This is a genomic window from Pseudomonas sp. QD4 (genome assembly GCF_049199125.1).
Classification (GTDB): Bacteria; Pseudomonadota; Gammaproteobacteria; order Pseudomonadales; family Pseudomonadaceae; genus Aquipseudomonas.
Genome location: NZ_JBLZOM010000009.1, coordinates 172,104 through 188,233, shown reverse-complemented (window position 1 = coordinate 188,233; position 16,130 = coordinate 172,104). Strand labels below are relative to the sequence as shown.

The following is a 16,130-nucleotide window of genomic DNA, read 5'->3' as shown; positions in this document are numbered from 1 at the left end:
TTACCAGTAATACGGCAGGGATTTGCTCCACTGGGTATCGGCGTAGGTGCCCTTGATCTGGCGGAACCAGGCCTTGCGCACCGCCGGCTCGACATCGGTGCCGCCGCAGCTGTTGTTGCCCGAGGGCGCGTAGCACTTGATGGCGCGGAACAGCGCGTAGGCGCGATCGTCCTTGGGCGCGTGCTGGTTGTCGATCACCTGGCGATAGCCGTCATGGCGGGAAAACACTGCCGGTTTGGCGTCGATACCGCTTGAGCCCAGCTCGCCCTTGTACGGCGCGGCATCGAGCGGCGAATGGTCGAGGCCGTTGCGCAGAATGAACTCGCCCAGGCAGTTCAGGCCCTTGGGCTGCTGGTTGTTGGCCTGCAACACGGCGGCGATCTCGGCGATGCTCGGGCAGCCGTAGCCGGACTCTCCCGGCTCGCCCTGCCAGTTGAACATCGCCAGTGGCTTGCCGCTGTCGTAGAAGTAGCCGATGCCGACCCCGAGCTTGTCGGGCGAAGGGCTGGCGGGCATGCGCTTGAAGTCTTCGGCAAAGGCTGCGTACTGGCCGCGCAACAGCTCTTTGTAGAGCAGCACGAACAGGGCGCTGTCGCGTTCGCCGGCGTCCACGCCCTGGGTCACCTGTTGGCGCAGCAGCGGCAGGTCGGCGCTCAGGCGTTGCAGGCGATAGCGCAGTTGCGGGGTCTTGATCGGCGAGTCGGCGGCAAAGACTTTGTCCAGACGCTGGCTGAACTCGTAGTTCCAGGCCAGGGCCAGCTCCACGTAGTCACGCTGCAAGGGTTGCTTGACCTTGCCCAGCAGCTCCAGCCACAGGGCTTCGGCCGCCTTCCAGTCCTGGGTCTTGTGCAGCGCCAGGCCGCGCAGCACCTGCTGGCTGAAGGCGAAGTAATCGAGTTGCGCGGGCACGCTGCCTGGCAACAACGCCAGGGCCTGCTGCGGCTTGTCCTCAAGGTTCAGGTAGGCCGCCGCCTGCAGGTAGTCGAACAGGGCCGGCTGTTCGGCGAACACGGCCTTTTGCGCCTGGAGCTGCTTGAGGTTGAAGGTGCCCTGGTAGGCGCTGATGCGACTCAGGTCCTCGACCGCCAGCAACTGCGGGGTGCGGATATCCGGGGCCTCGGTGCCGAGCAGCTTGTTGTCGGTCTCCTGAATCAGCTCCGGCAGGCTGATATTGCGTTGCGCGGGCGTGGCGTGCAGCAGTTGCCAGCTGTAGTCCTCGGCCAGCTTGCGGTCATCGCCGGACAGCCAGTGCACCCGGCGCAGCAGGCCCTTGGCCGACGCACTGAAGTGCCCCTGGGGGTAGGCCGCCAGGTAGCGTTCCAGGTTCTGCTCGGCCAATTGCAGGTTGGGCCGATCGACCTTGTTCAGGTCCGGCAGGCCCATGTCATCAAACGTGTCGGCTTGCGCGGCGTTCAGTGGGATGCGCGCGCTCATGTACAGCGCGGTTTCCTTGAGCCAGGGCTGGGGGCTGTCGGTCAGGCTGGCGAAACGCTGGGTCGCCTTGTCGAAGCGGCCGCTGTAGAACTCGGCGGCGCCCCGCAGGTAATTGGCGAAGGCCTTGCCGGTTGCAGAGAAGTGCTGATCTTCGATCAGGACCTCGGCATTCCCGGCCTCCCACTCACAGACTTGCAGCATCTGCATGCGCTCGCCCGCCAGGTCGCTGCGTTCCTGCGTCGACAGTTGCGGGGTGTCGAGCAACTGGCCGATAAAGGCGCTGGCGCTTTCCAGGTTGTTACTGCGGCAGCGGTTGCCTTCGCCCTCGATAAAGTGCGGACGCTGATCCAGGGTGGCCACCGCCGGCAACTCCAATTGCGCCAGTTGCTGGTCGAGGCGCGCGACCACCGCATCCTGTGCGGCGGGCGTGGCGTTTTCTGGCTCCGGGTCCAGGCGCATCAGGTCGAACGGCACCGGGCCGTAGCCGGCTTGCAGGTCATTGTTGCTCAGGGCGATAGGGCTCAGGGGCAGGGTGCCCTGATCGGACATCAGCAGGCGCAGGTTGGTCCGGCTGTCGTTGTTCGGGCTCAGGAACGGCACGCTGTTGCAGGCGCCGCTGCCTTGCGGGGTCCAGAGCACTTCGCATATGGATTCGTCGAAACTGGCATAGGCCGGGGTCGCGCAGACGGCGCCAAGCGCCAGTGACACAGATGACAGAAAACCGATACGCATGAATTGTCCCTAATCCCGAAAGCACGGAGTGCGGTAACCCGATAGTGGCGCAGATCATACAGAAGCGCTTGGGGCGCACCTACTGGCTGGCGTATTGATGTCAGCTAACCTTTTTCAGGTTCGTAGGTAACAGGCCCGAGCTAGAGCTAGCGGGCTGAAATGGCGGAAGTTGTTCGATAAAGATGATGGCGTTTTGCTTGACGCTCATCCGCGCTGTCGTAGACTCCGCCCATCCGACAGGGAGTAACGGTTATGCGGCGTTTACGTGGTTTTGGATTCGGATTGACCTGCTTGGCATGCCTGGCACAAGCACAAACGCCTGTCACCGACGACCCGCTGTTGAGCGTGCCTGCGGCGGACGCCAGCGCTTCGTCCAGCAGTGAGGCGCGTGGCGTGTTGCGGGCCCGCGACCAGGCGATGATGGCCAGCGAGCTGTCCGGGCGCATTGTTGAACTGCCCTTCAGTGAAGGTGAGTCGTTCAAAAAGGGCGAGGTCCTGGCGCGTTTTGATTGCTCGGCCTACCAGGCCCAGCTCAACGCCGCCCAAGCCGCGAGCCGCGGCGCCAGTGAAGAGTTGGCGCACAACAAGCAATTGGCCGCGCTCAACTCCGTGGGCCGCTTCGAGGTGTCGCGGGCTGAGGCCAAGCTCACTGAAACCCAGGCGCAATCCCAGGTCTATCAGGTTCAGGTCAAGCGTTGCAGCGTGGTCGCGCCCTTTGACGGCCAGGTGGTGCAACGCAAGGTGCAGCGCTTTGAGAGCGTCGCTGCCGGTTCGCCGCTGATGGAAATCGTCGACAACCGCACCCTGGAAATCCACCTGCTGGTGCCTTCGCGCTGGATGGACAAACTCAAGCCTGGGCAGAGCTTCAGTTTTGTTCCCGATGAAACCGGGCAACCGCTGACCGCCACGGTCAAGCGCCTGGGCGCGCGCATCGATGAAGGCAGCCAGACCCTGTTGCTGGTGGCCACATTGCCCAATGCCACGGGGCTGCTGGCGGGCATGAGCGGCACGGCACGGTTCGCGGAGCCTAAATGAACGCGCCGCTGACGGCCTCGGCGGAGCAGGTGTTCGCACGCTTTCTCGACCTCGAACGGCAGACCCGCGCCGCCGCGACCCTCGATCAACTGGCCTACAGCCTGGTCAATGACGGCCAGGCGCTGTTTGGTTTTCGCCACGCGGCGCTGCTGATTGCCGGCAAGGTACGTGCGGTAACCGGGGTCAGCAGCCTTGATCCGAATGCGCCGTTTGTGGCGTTCGTCGAGCAGGCGGTGGCCCAGTTGGCCAAGCTCAACCAGTCGCAACAGGCGCGGGTGGTGGCGCCCGAGGCACTGAACGAGGCGCTGCGTGCCGACTGGCAAAGCCTGTCGGCGGCCCAGGTGTTCTGGCTGCCGTTGCTCGACCGTAAGGGCGAGGTGTTCGGTGGCCTGTGGCTGGCGCGGGACACCCCCTGGAGCCCCGCCGAACAAGTGCTGCTGGCGCAATTGGGCGATACCTACAGCCATGCCTGGGGGGCCCTGCACCCGCGCCAGCCGTGGCGCCTGCGCTGGACCCGCAAACGCCAGTTGCTGTTGGCGGCCATCGTGCTGTTGGGGCTGTTGATCCCGGTGCGCCAGTCGGTGCTGGCGCCGGCCGAAGTGGTGCCCCTGGGTGGGCGCGTGGTGGCGGCGCCGCTGGATGGGGTGATTGCCGAGTTTTTGGTCAAGCCCAACCAGAGTGTGAAGACCGGCGATCTGCTGCTGCGCTTTGAAAGCACCACCCTCACCGCTCAGGCTGACGTTGCGGCGCGGGCTCTGGGCGTGGCCGAGGCCGAGCTCAAGGCCAACGCCCAGCGCGCTTTTGCCGACGCGGAATCGAATTCGAAGCTCGACCTGCTGGCGGCCCGAGTCGAACAGAAACGCGCCGAACGCGATTACGCGCGAGAGCTGCTCAAACGCAGCGAAGTGCGCGCCGAACGCGACGGTATCGCAGTGTTTGCCGACGCCGAACGCTGGACCGGCAAGCCGGTGCAGACCGGCGAGCGGCTGATGGAAATTGCCGACCCGAACCAGGCTGAGTTGCGTATCGAACTGGCGGTGGGTGATGCGATTGCCCTGGAGCCCCAGGCCGAAGTCGCACTGTTTCTCGACAGCGACCCGTTGCAGCGCCACCTGGCGACCCTGGAGCACGCCGCCTATGAGGCGCAACCTACGGCCGGCGGGCAGTTGGCCTACCGCCTTGACGCGAGCTTTCTCCAGGCGCCGCCGCGCATCGGTTTGCGCGGCACGGCGAAGATCTTTGGCGAGCGCGCGCCGCTGGCGCTGTACCTGTTGCGCCGGCCCCTGGCTGGCCTGCGTCAGAGTGTCGGCCTGTAATGAACCTGCCGGGCCTGCGCGCCGACTTGCAGCTTTCGGCTGCCGCCCCAGCCCGCGATGGTTCGCCGCGCTGGACCCTGGCCGACCCGGTGCGCGGGCGTTATTTCAAGCTCGGCACGGCGGCGATTCGTTTGTTGCGGCACTGGGCCCTGGGCGACCCGCAGCAGGTGTTGCAGGCGGCCAACCGTGAGCCCGGCCTGGCGCTTGGCGAGGGCGAGCTGGACGAACTGCTGGTGTTTTTGCGGGCCCATGACCTGATCAGCGCCCTGGACCCGGAGCAGCGTTCCAGCTACAGCCACAAGGCTGCGGCGCAACGCCAGAGTTTTTGGCAGGTGCTGTTGCACCAGTATTTGTTCTTTCGTATTCCGTTATGGCGCCCGGATGCCTTCCTCAATCGCGCCTGGCCCTGGCTGCAAAGGTTGGGGCCTGGTCTGTTGCGCTACGGCTTGCCGCTGACGCTGGGGCTTGGGGTGTTTCTGGTGTCCCGGGACTGGCAGCGCTTTCTCGCGACCTTCCCCCACCTGTTCAGCCTCGGCGGGGCCCTGGCATTCGGCACGGCGCTGTTTTTCGCCAAGCTGTGCCATGAGTTCGGCCACGCCTTTATGGCCAAGCGCGCCGGCTGCCGGGTACAGAGCATGGGCGTGGCGTTTATGGTGCTGCTGCCAATGTTCTACACCGACGTCAGCGATGCCTGGCGGGTCAATGACCGTCGCGCGCGGCTGCTGATCGGCGCCGGTGGTGTCCTCGCCGAATTGCTGCTGGCCTGCATCGCCTTGCTCGCCTGGTCACTGCTGCCGGACGGCCCGGCGCGCACCGCGGCCTTCATGCTCGCCAGTGCCACGTGGATCACCACCCTGTTGATCAACCTCAACCCCTTTATGCGCTTTGACGGCTATTTCCTGCTCAGTGACCTGTGGGAAGTGGACAACCTGCAAGGCCGGGCCTTTGCCCTGTGCCGTTGGCACCTGCGCGAGGTGCTGTTCGGCTATGGCCAGCCGGCGCCCGAGCCTTGGTCGCCGGCGATGCAGCGGCGCCTGCTGTGGTGGGGGTATGGCTCGTGGTTGTGGCGTGCAGCGCTGTTTTTCGGGATCGCCCTGGCGGTGTATCACCTGTTTTTCAAATTACTGGGCATCTTCCTGATGCTGGTGGAGCTGGTGTGGTTCATCTTTTTGCCGATTTGCAAGGAAGGCTATCAATGGTGGGCCCGGCGCGAGCAGGCCTACACCCCGCGTGTGCTGCTCACTGGTCTGGGCCTGCTGGCGCTGGTGCTGCTGCTGGCGGTGCCCTGGCGTAGCAGCGTCGAAGTGCCGGCGATGCTCGAGGCCGGGCGCGTCACGGCGTTGCATGCGCCGGTGGCGGCGCGGGTCAAGCAGGTGCTGGTCGAGGATGGCCAGAGCGTGGCCCAGGGCGCGCTGCTGGTGGAGCTGGAGTCGCCGGACGTCGACTCGCGGCTGGTGATCGTGCGGCGTGAAATCGACATCCTGCAATTGCAGATGCGGCGCCAGGCCGGGCGCAGTGAAACGGCGGCGGATGTCGGCGTGCTTGAGCAGCGACTGGCCGAGGCGGTGGCCGAGTACCGTGGTTTGCAGGCCCGGCGTGAGCGCTTGTTGTTGCGCGCGCCCCAGGCTGGTCAGGTACGGGACCTGATGCCGCAACTGGTGGCCGGGCGCTGGGTGTCGACCCGCGAGCCACTGGCGCGGATTGTCGAGGGCGGCACCCGGGTGCGTGGTTACCTGGCTGAAGAAGATTTGTGGCGGGTCGCGCCGGGTGCCCGTGGGCGGTTTATCGCCGATGACCCGATGCGCCCGGCCTGGCCGCTGGAGTTGCTGGATGTGGACGTCAATGGCGTGGCCACTATCGACCTGGAGGCCTTGACCTCCGACCACCACGGGCCGATTGCCGTGCGCCGCGACGAGAACCGCCGGCCCGAGCCAGTACAGGCGCAATACGGTGCACGCCTGAAGTTGCTCGCAGAGGTGCCGACGCCGAGCCATCCGCTGCGCGGCGTGGCGGTGTTGCAAGGGCGCGGCGAATCATTACTGGGCACGGCCTGGCGGCGCATGGCGGCGCTTGGCGTGCGCGAAAGCGGTTTTTAGTGAGTGCGGGATTGAGGGAGTACAGCCGATGTTGAACAGTTCGTCCGCCGCCGGGTTATCCATGCGCCCTTCACGGCCCACGGATGGGCCCTTTATGCAGAGCCTTTACCAGTCGGCCCGGCCCGAGTTGCAGTTGATCGACGCCGAGCCCGAGGTGGTGGCGCAGGTGGTGGCCCAGCAGTTTCTGGTGCAGGAACGGGGCATCGGTGACAACTTCCCCGACGCCATTCACTACGTGGTGGAAAAGCTCGACACCCCGATCGGCGTGCTCAGTGCCGATTTCGGGCCCAATGAAATCCGCGTGCTGTACCTGGCGTTTATTCCCGGGGCACGGGGCAAGGGCTATGGCCGCTCGGTGCTGCAAGGGGTGCAGAAGGCCGCCGAACAAGTGCGCTGCCCGGTGGCGACGGTGGTCTGGGCCAGCAACCCCCAGGCGCGCCAGCATTACCTGGCGCTGGGGTTTCGGGTCGAGGAAAGCACACCCGGCGCCGAGCGCCTGGTGTGGTACCCGGGGGTCAGTTGAAGATGATGTTGAAGTAGCCCTGGGCCGGGTCACGACCCAGCGCTGGCTCGCGGGATACAAAAATCGCTTCCACGCGCCCCAACTGCGGCAGTTCCAGGGCGCATAGGCCATCGACAAAATCGGTCGGTTGCAGGCTGCGCAACTGCACGTTGAACGGGATGCGGGTGTTTTCTGGCAGGCGCGATTGCGGGCGCGACACCACCGCTTCGACTTGCACCGGCAACGGGCTGCCGTCGGGCAGGTACAGCGGGCACGGCTGGTTCACCAGTGCCAGGAAGTGTTCGTTGCAAACCTGTTGCAGCATTGAGGTTCTCCTGAAAAACCACTAACCGGAGCACTAGGCTCCGGCCAGCGGCTGGATCAATTGCGTGAAGGGAAGATCCCTTGCAAGGCAATGCTGAAGTTCACCGCCAGGAACGGGTTGCTCACTTCCAGCGGCACGTTGCCACCGACGGTGCTCAGGGTGCCGCCGATGCTGCTGCTGGCGCCCTTGAGCGCGACTGGCGAGGCACCTTGCTGGTCCGAGAAAATCGCTGCTGAAGGGGGGCCACTGGAGACAGAAGCGCCGATGTAGGCGTTGGCCGGGGTGGGGGCGGTGAGCGGATTGCTGGGCACGTTTGCCAGGTTGACGGTGGTGGTGACGGTCAGCCCGCTAGTCGGAATCGCCTGGGCTGGCACGTTACTGGTCAAGACATTCAAGCGCTCGACGCCGCCGATCTGGCCGATGACCCTTGCGGACAGACTGGGCCCTTGCCCCATCCCCATGGGCAGTCGGCTTTGCAGGTTGGGCAGGCCTAAGGTGGTCTGGCCGTTGCCTCCGTAGTAGGTGCCGAGCAGAGCAAACAGCGCCGCATTCTGCGCGACGCCGATTAGCTGCCCATTGCACAATGCCCAGCCATTGGGGGCAAAGTTGAAGCCGAACATCTGGATACTGCCGAGAAACGCTTCCATAGATCCTAGTCCTTGCGCTGCGTTGAGTGAGGTGCGGCGCCCGTTGTACAGCGGGCCAGGTGAGTGGCCTTTACGGGTCTGTAGCGCACCGCCAGCAAGCGTAGACCTTTGTCTGGTTTTGCGTTCAGGTTTTTGTGGGGTCAAATAGCCATTACTTTCGCGCGCCGGCCTACGCTCAGCGCGCCACCTGTTTCAGGTCGATTTCTAGAGGATGCTGATGGGCGTTGCGCGCAATGATGAAGCCGCCAAGCTGCGATCTGTCGCGGCTGAGCGAGCGCTGCCAGAACTGTTACGCGCCCCGTGGCTGCTGCCGCTGCTGGCCCTGGCCCTGGGCGCTCGCCTGTATCAATTGACGGCTGCGGCGATCTGGGGCGACGAGGGCTCCAGCCTGTTGCTGGCCCAGTACCCGTTGGCCGGGATCTGGTTCCACGCGGCCCACGATGTGCATCCGCCGCTGTATTTCATGCTGCTGCGGGGCTGGAGCGGCCTGTTCGGCGACTCCATCGAATCGATCCGCCTGATGAGCGCGGTGCCGGGGGTGATTACGGTGTTCCTCGGCACTTGGCTGGCGCACCTGATCGCCAGCCGCCGGGCCACGATGCTTACCTGTCTGTTGCTGGCGCTGCTGCCCACGGCCGTGCGCTACAGCCAGGAAATACGCATGTATTCGCTGATGGGCGTGTGGCTGCTGGGGGCGACCCTGGCGCTGCTGTACTGGGTGCGGGCGCCGCAGCGGCGGCGTTACCTGGTGTGCTATGCGCTGCTGATGGCGGCAGCGTTCTACACCCATTATTTTTCCGCGCTCTGTGTGCTGGCCCATTGGGCTTACCTGCTGGTGCTGCGTGCCCCCTGCGCTGGCGCCCAGCGCTATATTTCTCGCCGCGACTGGTGGCTGGCCAACGTGGCGATCGTGCTGCTGTTCCTGCCGTGGTTGCCAGGGCTGATCGACCTGGTGCTGCACATGGATGCCCTGGAGGTGGGGGGCGATGTTGGCTGGGAGCCGGCGGTTACACTGCGTTCATTGCCGTCGATGCTGTGGCAACTGATGGCCCAGGACGATGCCGAAGGCATGCCGTTGTGGCTGCTGCTGAGCCTGCCCAGCGTGCTGGGCGCAATGATGGTGTACGTGGTCTGCACCGACCGCAGCCGCTACAGGTTCGCCACCCTGGTGGTGCTCTACAGCGCGCTGCCGTTGCTGGTGCTGTATGCGGTGTCCTTTGCCTCGCCGGTGTTTATCGAGCGTTACCTGACCGTGCCAGCGCTGGGTTTGCCGATCATCCTGGCGCTGGGCATCGACCGCCTGGCCCGGCGCTGCAAGGCCCTGGCCCTGCTCCTGTTGCTGGCGGTGCTGGCCGTGGAGGGCGTGGGGCTGAAAAATAACTATGCGGTGGACGCAGGCGACCAGTTCAACGACATGGTCGCCTACATGAACCGCCATACCCTGGCGGGCGACCAGGTGGTCCTTGGCGATATGTTCTGGTACCTCACCTGGGGCTACTACGACAAAAGCGCGACCGCCCCCAGGCTGTATACGCCGCCCACCGCCGCCGGCGTGTCGACCCGGCCCAACCGCTACGGCTTTGGCACGCTGATCGATGAAAGCGCCGGGGTCTACCTCGACCATCTGCAAGACCTGCCCCCGGGCAACGGTCGGGTCTGGCTGGTGATGAGCCGGGAAGCGCCGGACGAGTTCCCGGCCATTCCAAGCGGTTGGCGAAAAATTGACCAGCATGCGGGAGGCGATACCCAGGCGGTTTTATATCAGGCTTGTGGTGCGGCCTGTAGCCTGCGCTGAGGCTGGGAGGGCCGGTATAGAGCCGTCAGTCTGAGGTTTCTAAAAAAACCCATGTTCATGGTTTTTTTCCGACTTAAAACCCCACTCATTGATATCAAAATACTACTAGTTAGAAGCAATTCCTTAGGCTACGATTTGTCCTACAAAATGGACTTGATTGCAGGTGAAGGGATTGCCGAGTTTCCACTTTATCTCCGGATTGCCGCGCTCAGGGTCTACCCTGCTCTCTGCCATTCTTCTGCAAAATCCGCGTTTTCATGCCGGCATGACCAGCCCGGTTGGGTCGCTGTTCGCCAGCGTCCTCGGCCAGTGCAGCGCCGGCAGCGAATTCGGTTCGGTGATCGACACCGCCATGCGCCGCCGCCTGCTCGGCGGGCTGTTCGACTCCTACTACGCCGACAAGGCTGATAAACCGGTGATCTTCGACACCAATCGCCAATGGTGCTCGCGACTGCCGGCCCTGACCGACCTGTTTCCCCAGTGCAAAGTCATTGCCTGTGTGCGCAACGTGGCCTGGGTCATGGACAGCATCGAGCGCCTGTATCGGGCCAATCCCTTCGAAAACACCAAACTGTTCAATGACGATATCGAGCGCAACACCGTCTACAGCCGGGTCGAAACCCTGGCCCAGCGCAACCGCCTGGTGGGGTTTGCCTGGGCGGCGCTGAAAGAGGCGTACTACGGCGAGCACGCCGACTCACTGCTGATCGTCGACTACGACTTGCTGAGCCAGGCGCCGGAGCGGGTCATGCGCCTGGTCTACGACTTTATTGGCGAGCCCTGGTTCGAGCATAACTTCGACAACCTGGCCTACGATGCGCCGGAGTTCGACCAAGCCCTGGGCGTGGCCGGCTTGCACAAGGTCAAGCCCAGGGTGGCCCTGCAATCGCGGCGCACCATCCTGCCGCCTGATCTGTTTGAGCAGTATTCCAAGCTGTCCTTCTGGCTCGACGGCTCGGCCAGCGCAGCTAATGTCATACGCATGAAGGCCGAAACCGCTATCAGTTGATCGCGGTTTTTTATTTCCCCTTTGGTAAACGTTCGAGTTCGGGTGAGCAGCATGTGGTGGAGCAAAGGCAAGTCGCGGGTAACCCAGGGGGCCAGAGCCATGGCTTCGCCACTGATCATGTCCCTTGAACCGCGCATGCTGTTCGACGGCGCTGTTGCGGCCACCGTCGCGGATGCGGCGCAACCCGAGAGCCATGCCACGGCGGACCCCAGCGCAGACGCGGCCAAGACCCCGGCCTCGGCCGACCATCCGGCCACCGGCAGCAATGCAAATGCCACTGCCGGCACCGGTGACAGCCATGACCAGGCTGACGCGCCCCTGGCCGCCACACCCAACGCGGTGCCTGGGCAGACCGTGGTGTTCGTCGACTCCCGGGTCAAGGATTCCGCCGAACTGTTGAAGGACGTGGCACCCGGCACCCAAGTGGTGCAACTGGATGCGACCCGCGACGGCCTGCAGCAGATCGCCGACTACCTGGACCAGCACCAGGGCGTCAGCTCGGTGCAGATCATCGCCCACGGCAATGCCGGCGACCTGTGGCTGGGCAACAGCTACCTGTCGGCGGACAACGTCGCCGAGCGCAGCGCGGTGCTGGCCGAGATCGGCAAGGACATGAACGTCGGCGGCGATATCCTGATCTACGCCTGCAACACCGCCCAGGGCGAGCGCGGCATCAGCTTTGTCGACTCCCTGGCCGCACTCACCGGGCGCGACATTGCCGCCTCCACCAATCGCACCGGCATCGGCGGCGACTGGACCCTGGAAATCGCCACCGGCAGCATCGAAAGCGTCAACGCGTTGTCCAGCCAGGCCATGGCCGGGTACGACTGGGGCCTGGCCACGATCACCGTGCAAAACCTCAATGACAGCGGCGGCGGTTCGTTGCGCGATGCACTGGCGAGCGCGCAGAACGGCGATATCGTGACCTTCAAAGACACCCTCAGCGGCAGCACCGTAGGGCTGGATACCCTGCTGGAAGTCAGCAAGAGCATCACCCTCGACGGTGACCTGGACAATGACGGCACCGCCGACATCACTCTCGACGGCCAGTACAAGACCAGCGTGATCAAGGTCGACGCCGGGACCACGGTGGTGTTCGACGGTCTGGTGATTACCCGAGGCTTGAGCGCTGCGACCGGTGGCGTCAGTGGCAACGCATTGGAGGCCAATGACGCCCTGGGCGCCGGCATCAGCAACTTTGGCGATCTGACCCTGCGCAATGTCACGGTGACCGCAAACGCGGCGTCCGGCGGCGGCGGTGGCGGCGGCGTGGACGGTCTGAACGTGGGCGGCGGCGGTGGTGGCGGCGGCGGTATCGGCGGGAAAGTCGGCGGTGCCGGTGGTAATGCCGGCGCGGGCGGTGGCACTTACACAGGCACCCCAGGCACGGCCAACACGGGCGGTAACGGTGGTGGTTACACCGTGGATGATATGGGCGGCAGAGGCGGCTCCGCGGTGGGCGGCCAGGGCGGGGTCGGCACGTTTGGCTACAGCGACGGTGGCAATGGCGGTACCGCCAGCAACGGCACGCTGTCGATTGGCGGCGGCGGTGGCGGCTCTGGTTGGGACGCCGTGGGCGGCACCGGCGGCTCGGCGGCGGGTGGCATCTACAACGCCGCGGGTGCCAAGCTCACCGTGGTGGGTACGTCGGTCATCAGCAATAACCTCGGCGCGGGCGGCGGCGGAGGCGGCGGCAGTGGTAGTGGCAGTAATGGTCTGGATGGCGGCGCAGCCGGTGTGGGTGTGGGTGCGATCTGGAACAAGGGCGCGGTATTGATCACCGCCGCCAACAGCCTGGCGATGACCGGCAACGTCGGCGTCAGCGGGGCGGGCGGCAAGTCCAGTGGCGGTAACCTCGGCGCCGTGGTGCAGGGCGAAAACGGCATCTACAACGATGGCGGCAGCTCTGACACCAACTACATCCCCGGGCCGCGCTCGACCGTGGTAGTAGCAGACAACCTACTGGGCGTCGGCCAGACCAGCACGGTCACCATCACCTTTACCGAGGCCGTGACCGGCCTGACCAATGCTCACTTGAGCGTGGCCAACGGCACCCTGAGTGCGGTCAGTTCCGCTGACGGCGGCCTGACCTGGACCGCGACCTTCACCCCGGACAGTGGCGTCACCGACACCAGCAACCTGATCACCCTGGACAACACCGGGGTGGTCAACGCCGGTGGTGATGCCGGTGTGGGCAGCAGCGACTCCAACAATTATGCGGTGGATACTGTGCGTCCGACCGCGACGATCAGCGTGCTCACCTCGACCCTGAACAACACGCTGACCTCGACCGTGAACATCACGTTCAGTGAGGTGGTGAACGGCTTTACCTTGGCCGACTTGTCGGCGGCCGATGGCAGCCTGAGCAACCTGACCACCAGCGACAACATCCACTTCACCGCGACCCTGACCCCGAATGCCGGGGTTGAAAGCAGCGGCAACGTGATTACCCTCGACAACAGCCACTTCACCGACAGCGCCGGCAACGCCAGCGTCGACGTTGTGACGTCCAACAGCTATACGGTCGATACCGTCTTGCCAACCGCGACCATCTTGGTCGCCGAGCCTGCGCTCGCGGCGGGCAGTACCTCGCTGGTGACCATCACCTTCAGCGAAGCGGTCAGCGGTTTTGACAACAACGACCTGAGCGTGCCCAACGGCACCCTGAGTGCAGTCAGCAGCATCGACGGCGGCATTACCTGGACCGCGACCTTCACCCCGACGGTCAACGTGCGTGACACCACCAACCTCATCAGCCTGAACAACGCCGGGGTCAAGGACCAGGCTGGCAATGACGGTACGGGCACGACCAACTCGGGCAACTTCACCATCGATACCGTGCGTCCCAACGCCACCATCGTGATCTCGGACCCGGTCCTGGGCATCGGCGAAACCTCGCTGGTGACCATCACCTTCGACCAGGCGGTGACCGACTTCAGCAACGCCGACCTGACGATCAGCAACGGCACCTTGAGTGCTGTGACCAGCGGCGACGGCGGCATCACCTGGACGGCGACCTTTACCCCGAGCGGCAATACCACCGACGCCAGCAACCAGATCATCCTCGACAACAGTGGGGTCCAGGCGACGGTTTCCGGCAATGTCGGCGTCGGTAGCAGTGTGTCCAACAACTATACGGTCGATACCGAGCGTCCGACCGCCACCGTGGTGGTGGCCACCGATCACCTTGGAGTCGGCGGTTCGTCCGTGGTGACCATCACCTTCAGCGAGGCCGTGAGCGGTTTTGACCTCGGCGACCTGATCGTCGATAACGGCACCCTGAGCGGCCTGACCACCAGCGACAACATCACCTACACCGCCACCCTGAGCCCGGTCGGGGGCATCAACCAGGCCAACAACCACATTGTCCTGGACAGCAGTGGCGTGACCGACGCTGCCGGCAATGCGGGCGACGGCAGCGTGAGCTCGAACGCCTATGTGATCGATAGCCTGCGTCCGACCGCGACCATTGTGATGTCCGATCCCGCGCTGTTGGCGGGGCAAACCTCGCAGGTGACCATCACCTTCAGCGAGCCGGTGATCGGCTTCGACAACACCGACGTGAGCGTGGCCAATGGCACCCTGAGCAACCTCATCAGCAGCGACGGCGGCACTACCTGGATCGCGACGTTCACCCCGACCAGCGGCGTGAGTGACATCAGCAACCTCATCACCCTGAACAACACCGGGGTCCAGGACCTGGCCGGCAACGTCGGTATTGGTGTGACCAACTCGACCAACTACAGCGTCCAGACGCTGCAGCCAACCGCGAGCATCGTGGTGGCGAACCCGGCGTTGCTGGCCGGTGGCGATTCTCTGGTGACCATTACCTTCAGCGAGGCGGTCAGCGGTTTTGACAACTCAGACTTGAGTGTGGCCAACGGCACCCTGAGCAACGTCATCAGCAGCGATGGTGGCATCACCTGGACCGCGACCCTCACCCCGGGCAGCAATGTCACGGACACCACTAACCTGATCACGCTCAATAACAGCGGCGTGCAGAACGCTTCGGGCAACGCTGGCAGCGGCAGCACCGACTCCAACAACTACAGCATCGACACCCAGCGTCCGACGGCGACCATTTCGGTGGCCAACGCGCACCTGGGCATCGGCCAGAGCACCACCGTGACCATCACCTTCAGCGAGGCGGTCAGCGGTTTTTCCCTGGCGGACCTGAGCGTGGCCAACGGCACCCTGTCCAACCTGGCCAGCGTCGCTGGCGGCACGACCTGGACCGCGACCCTGACCCCGACGGTTGGCGTCACCGACGCTACCAACCTGGTGCTGCTCGATACCAGTCAGGTCACTGACCTGGCGGGTAACCTTGGCTCGGGTATCGCCATCTCCAACAACTATGGAGTCGATGCCGATCTGCCGAGCGCCACCATTGTGGTCGCCAACCCGAGCCTGACTGCCGGCCAAACCACCACCGTGACCATCACCTTCAGCGAAGCCGTCACCGGTTTCGACCTGTCGGACCTGAGCGTGGCCAACGGCACCCTGTCCAACCTGGCCAGCAGCGATGGCGGCAAGACCTGGACCGCGACCCTGACCCCGACGCCCAACCTGACCGACGCCAGCAACCTCATCAGCCTGGACAACAGCAGTTACACCGACCTGGCGGGCAACGCCGGTAGCGGTTTTGCCAACTCCAACAATTATTCGGTGAGCACGGTGCCCGTGGCCGTCGATCCGGTGTCCCAGGTCGGCGATCCAGAATTCCGGGTCAGCGAGCCGGTGGCGCCGCCCGACCTGTCCAACGTCCCGCTGCAACCGATCATCTTTGGCCCGCCGAGCGGCGACTTGGGCTCGCCGTTGGTGATGCCGCCGCTGTTCGAGCAACGCACCAGTGGTGGTGGCCTGCCGCCGATCGGCAGTATTTTCATCAACAACGGCGCCCTGGCCCCGAGCTTCATCGCCCAGGTGTTCAGCACTGACAGCGGCGGCGATGGCAGTGGCAGCGGCTTCCTCGGCTTTGGCGGTGGCGATGGCGGGATGTTCGGCAGCAGTACTCTGTCGAGCCTGTTCAATCAGGGTTCGGGCACGCAAAGCGATTCCCTGAACGCCTTCGGCAAGCATTCGATCAGCAGCGATGCGACCCAGGGCCTGCGCGGGGTGTTCGGCGCGCCGACGCTGGGCCAGCAATTGCAGCAACTCAAAGACAACGAACAACGGCAGATCCACGATCTGACCTTTGCTTTTGAACAGGCCGGCATCAGCGAAATGCAGGCTTGAAACT

10 protein-coding genes are annotated in these 16,130 nt (G+C 64.5%); 7 read left to right on the top strand and 3 right to left on the bottom strand.

Going from position 1 to position 16,130, the window contains the following annotated elements; genetic code table 11:
- Window positions 1-2,166, bottom strand: coding sequence for an outer membrane assembly lipoprotein YfiO (locus ACOZJV_RS32275; protein WP_421549372.1), 2,166 nt, complete (start codon window positions 2,164-2,166; stop codon window positions 1-3).
- Window positions 2,167-2,418: 252 nt separating this feature from the next.
- On the opposite strand from ACOZJV_RS32275, the gene ACOZJV_RS32270 reads away from it, so the two are divergent.
- The 4 genes from ACOZJV_RS32270 to ACOZJV_RS32255 are packed head-to-tail and all read left to right on the top strand — an operon-like array spanning window position 2,419 to window position 7,136.
- Entirely contained in the window at window positions 2,419-3,201 is a 783-nt protein-coding gene (locus tag ACOZJV_RS32270) for an efflux RND transporter periplasmic adaptor subunit (protein WP_421549371.1), read from the top strand.
- Complete coding sequence (locus ACOZJV_RS32265; RefSeq protein ID WP_421549370.1) at window positions 3,198-4,517, top strand: efflux RND transporter periplasmic adaptor subunit; 1,320 nt, start codon at window positions 3,198-3,200, stop codon at window positions 4,515-4,517. The genes ACOZJV_RS32270 and ACOZJV_RS32265 overlap by 4 nt, the downstream gene beginning before the upstream one ends.
- The gene (locus ACOZJV_RS32260) at window positions 4,517-6,613 is read left to right on the top strand and encodes an HlyD family efflux transporter periplasmic adaptor subunit (protein ID WP_421549369.1); all 2,097 of its coding nucleotides are present in this window, start codon (window positions 4,517-4,519) and stop codon (window positions 6,611-6,613) included. The genes ACOZJV_RS32265 and ACOZJV_RS32260 overlap by 1 nt, the downstream gene beginning before the upstream one ends.
- Before the next feature lie 28 nt (window positions 6,614-6,641).
- Complete coding sequence (locus ACOZJV_RS32255) at window positions 6,642-7,136, top strand: GNAT family N-acetyltransferase (RefSeq protein ID WP_421549368.1); 495 nt, start codon at window positions 6,642-6,644, stop codon at window positions 7,134-7,136.
- Here ACOZJV_RS32255 and ACOZJV_RS32250 read toward each other — a convergent pair.
- Together ACOZJV_RS32250 and ACOZJV_RS32245 are read right to left on the bottom strand one after the other, a co-directional pair.
- Window positions 7,129-7,440 carry a DUF6916 family protein gene (locus ACOZJV_RS32250; protein ID WP_078469174.1) on the bottom strand — a complete coding sequence of 104 codons (312 nt, stop codon included), beginning with the start codon at window positions 7,438-7,440 and terminating at the stop codon, window positions 7,129-7,131. The two genes, ACOZJV_RS32255 and ACOZJV_RS32250, sit on opposite strands and share 8 nt — an antisense overlap.
- Before the next feature lie 56 nt (window positions 7,441-7,496).
- Window positions 7,497-8,087, bottom strand: coding sequence for a phage tail protein (locus ACOZJV_RS32245; RefSeq protein ID WP_421549367.1), 591 nt, complete (start codon window positions 8,085-8,087; stop codon window positions 7,497-7,499).
- 217 nt (window positions 8,088-8,304) lie between these two features.
- Here ACOZJV_RS32245 and ACOZJV_RS32240 point away from each other — a divergent pair, with 217 nt between their 5' ends.
- The 3 genes from ACOZJV_RS32240 to ACOZJV_RS32230 all read left to right on the top strand — a co-directional run bounded on the left by ACOZJV_RS32240 (window position 8,305) and on the right by ACOZJV_RS32230 (window position 16,126).
- Entirely contained in the window at window positions 8,305-9,882 is a 1,578-nt protein-coding gene (locus tag ACOZJV_RS32240) for a glycosyltransferase family 39 protein (RefSeq protein ID WP_421549366.1), read from the top strand.
- Window positions 9,883-10,045: 163 nt separating this feature from the next.
- Window positions 10,046-10,891, top strand: a complete 846-nt coding sequence (locus ACOZJV_RS32235) for a sulfotransferase family protein (RefSeq protein WP_421549365.1) — start codon at window positions 10,046-10,048, stop codon at window positions 10,889-10,891.
- Window positions 10,892-10,942: 51 nt separating this feature from the next.
- Window positions 10,943-16,126 carry an Ig-like domain-containing protein gene (locus ACOZJV_RS32230; protein WP_421549364.1) on the top strand — a complete coding sequence of 1,728 codons (5,184 nt, stop codon included), beginning with the start codon at window positions 10,943-10,945 and terminating at the stop codon, window positions 16,124-16,126.
- The last annotated feature ends 4 nt before the right edge of the window (window positions 16,127-16,130 follow it).

Coding starts and splice junctions, on each gene's coding strand:
- ACOZJV_RS32275 (WP_421549372.1), bottom strand. CDS start 2,166: ATGCGTATCGGTTTTCTGTCATCTGTGTCACTGGCGCTTGGCGCCGTC.
- ACOZJV_RS32270 (WP_421549371.1), top strand. CDS start 2,419: ATGCGGCGTTTACGTGGTTTTGGATTCGGATTGACCTGCTTGGCATGC.
- ACOZJV_RS32265 (WP_421549370.1), top strand. CDS start 3,198: ATGAACGCGCCGCTGACGGCCTCGGCGGAGCAGGTGTTCGCACGCTTT.
- ACOZJV_RS32260 (WP_421549369.1), top strand. CDS start 4,517: ATGAACCTGCCGGGCCTGCGCGCCGACTTGCAGCTTTCGGCTGCCGCC.
- ACOZJV_RS32255 (WP_421549368.1), top strand. CDS start 6,642: ATGTTGAACAGTTCGTCCGCCGCCGGGTTATCCATGCGCCCTTCACGG.
- ACOZJV_RS32250 (WP_078469174.1), bottom strand. CDS start 7,440: ATGCTGCAACAGGTTTGCAACGAACACTTCCTGGCACTGGTGAACCAG.
- ACOZJV_RS32245 (WP_421549367.1), bottom strand. CDS start 8,087: ATGGAAGCGTTTCTCGGCAGTATCCAGATGTTCGGCTTCAACTTTGCC.
- ACOZJV_RS32240 (WP_421549366.1), top strand. CDS start 8,305: ATGGGCGTTGCGCGCAATGATGAAGCCGCCAAGCTGCGATCTGTCGCG.
- ACOZJV_RS32230 (WP_421549364.1), top strand. CDS start 10,943: ATGTGGTGGAGCAAAGGCAAGTCGCGGGTAACCCAGGGGGCCAGAGCC.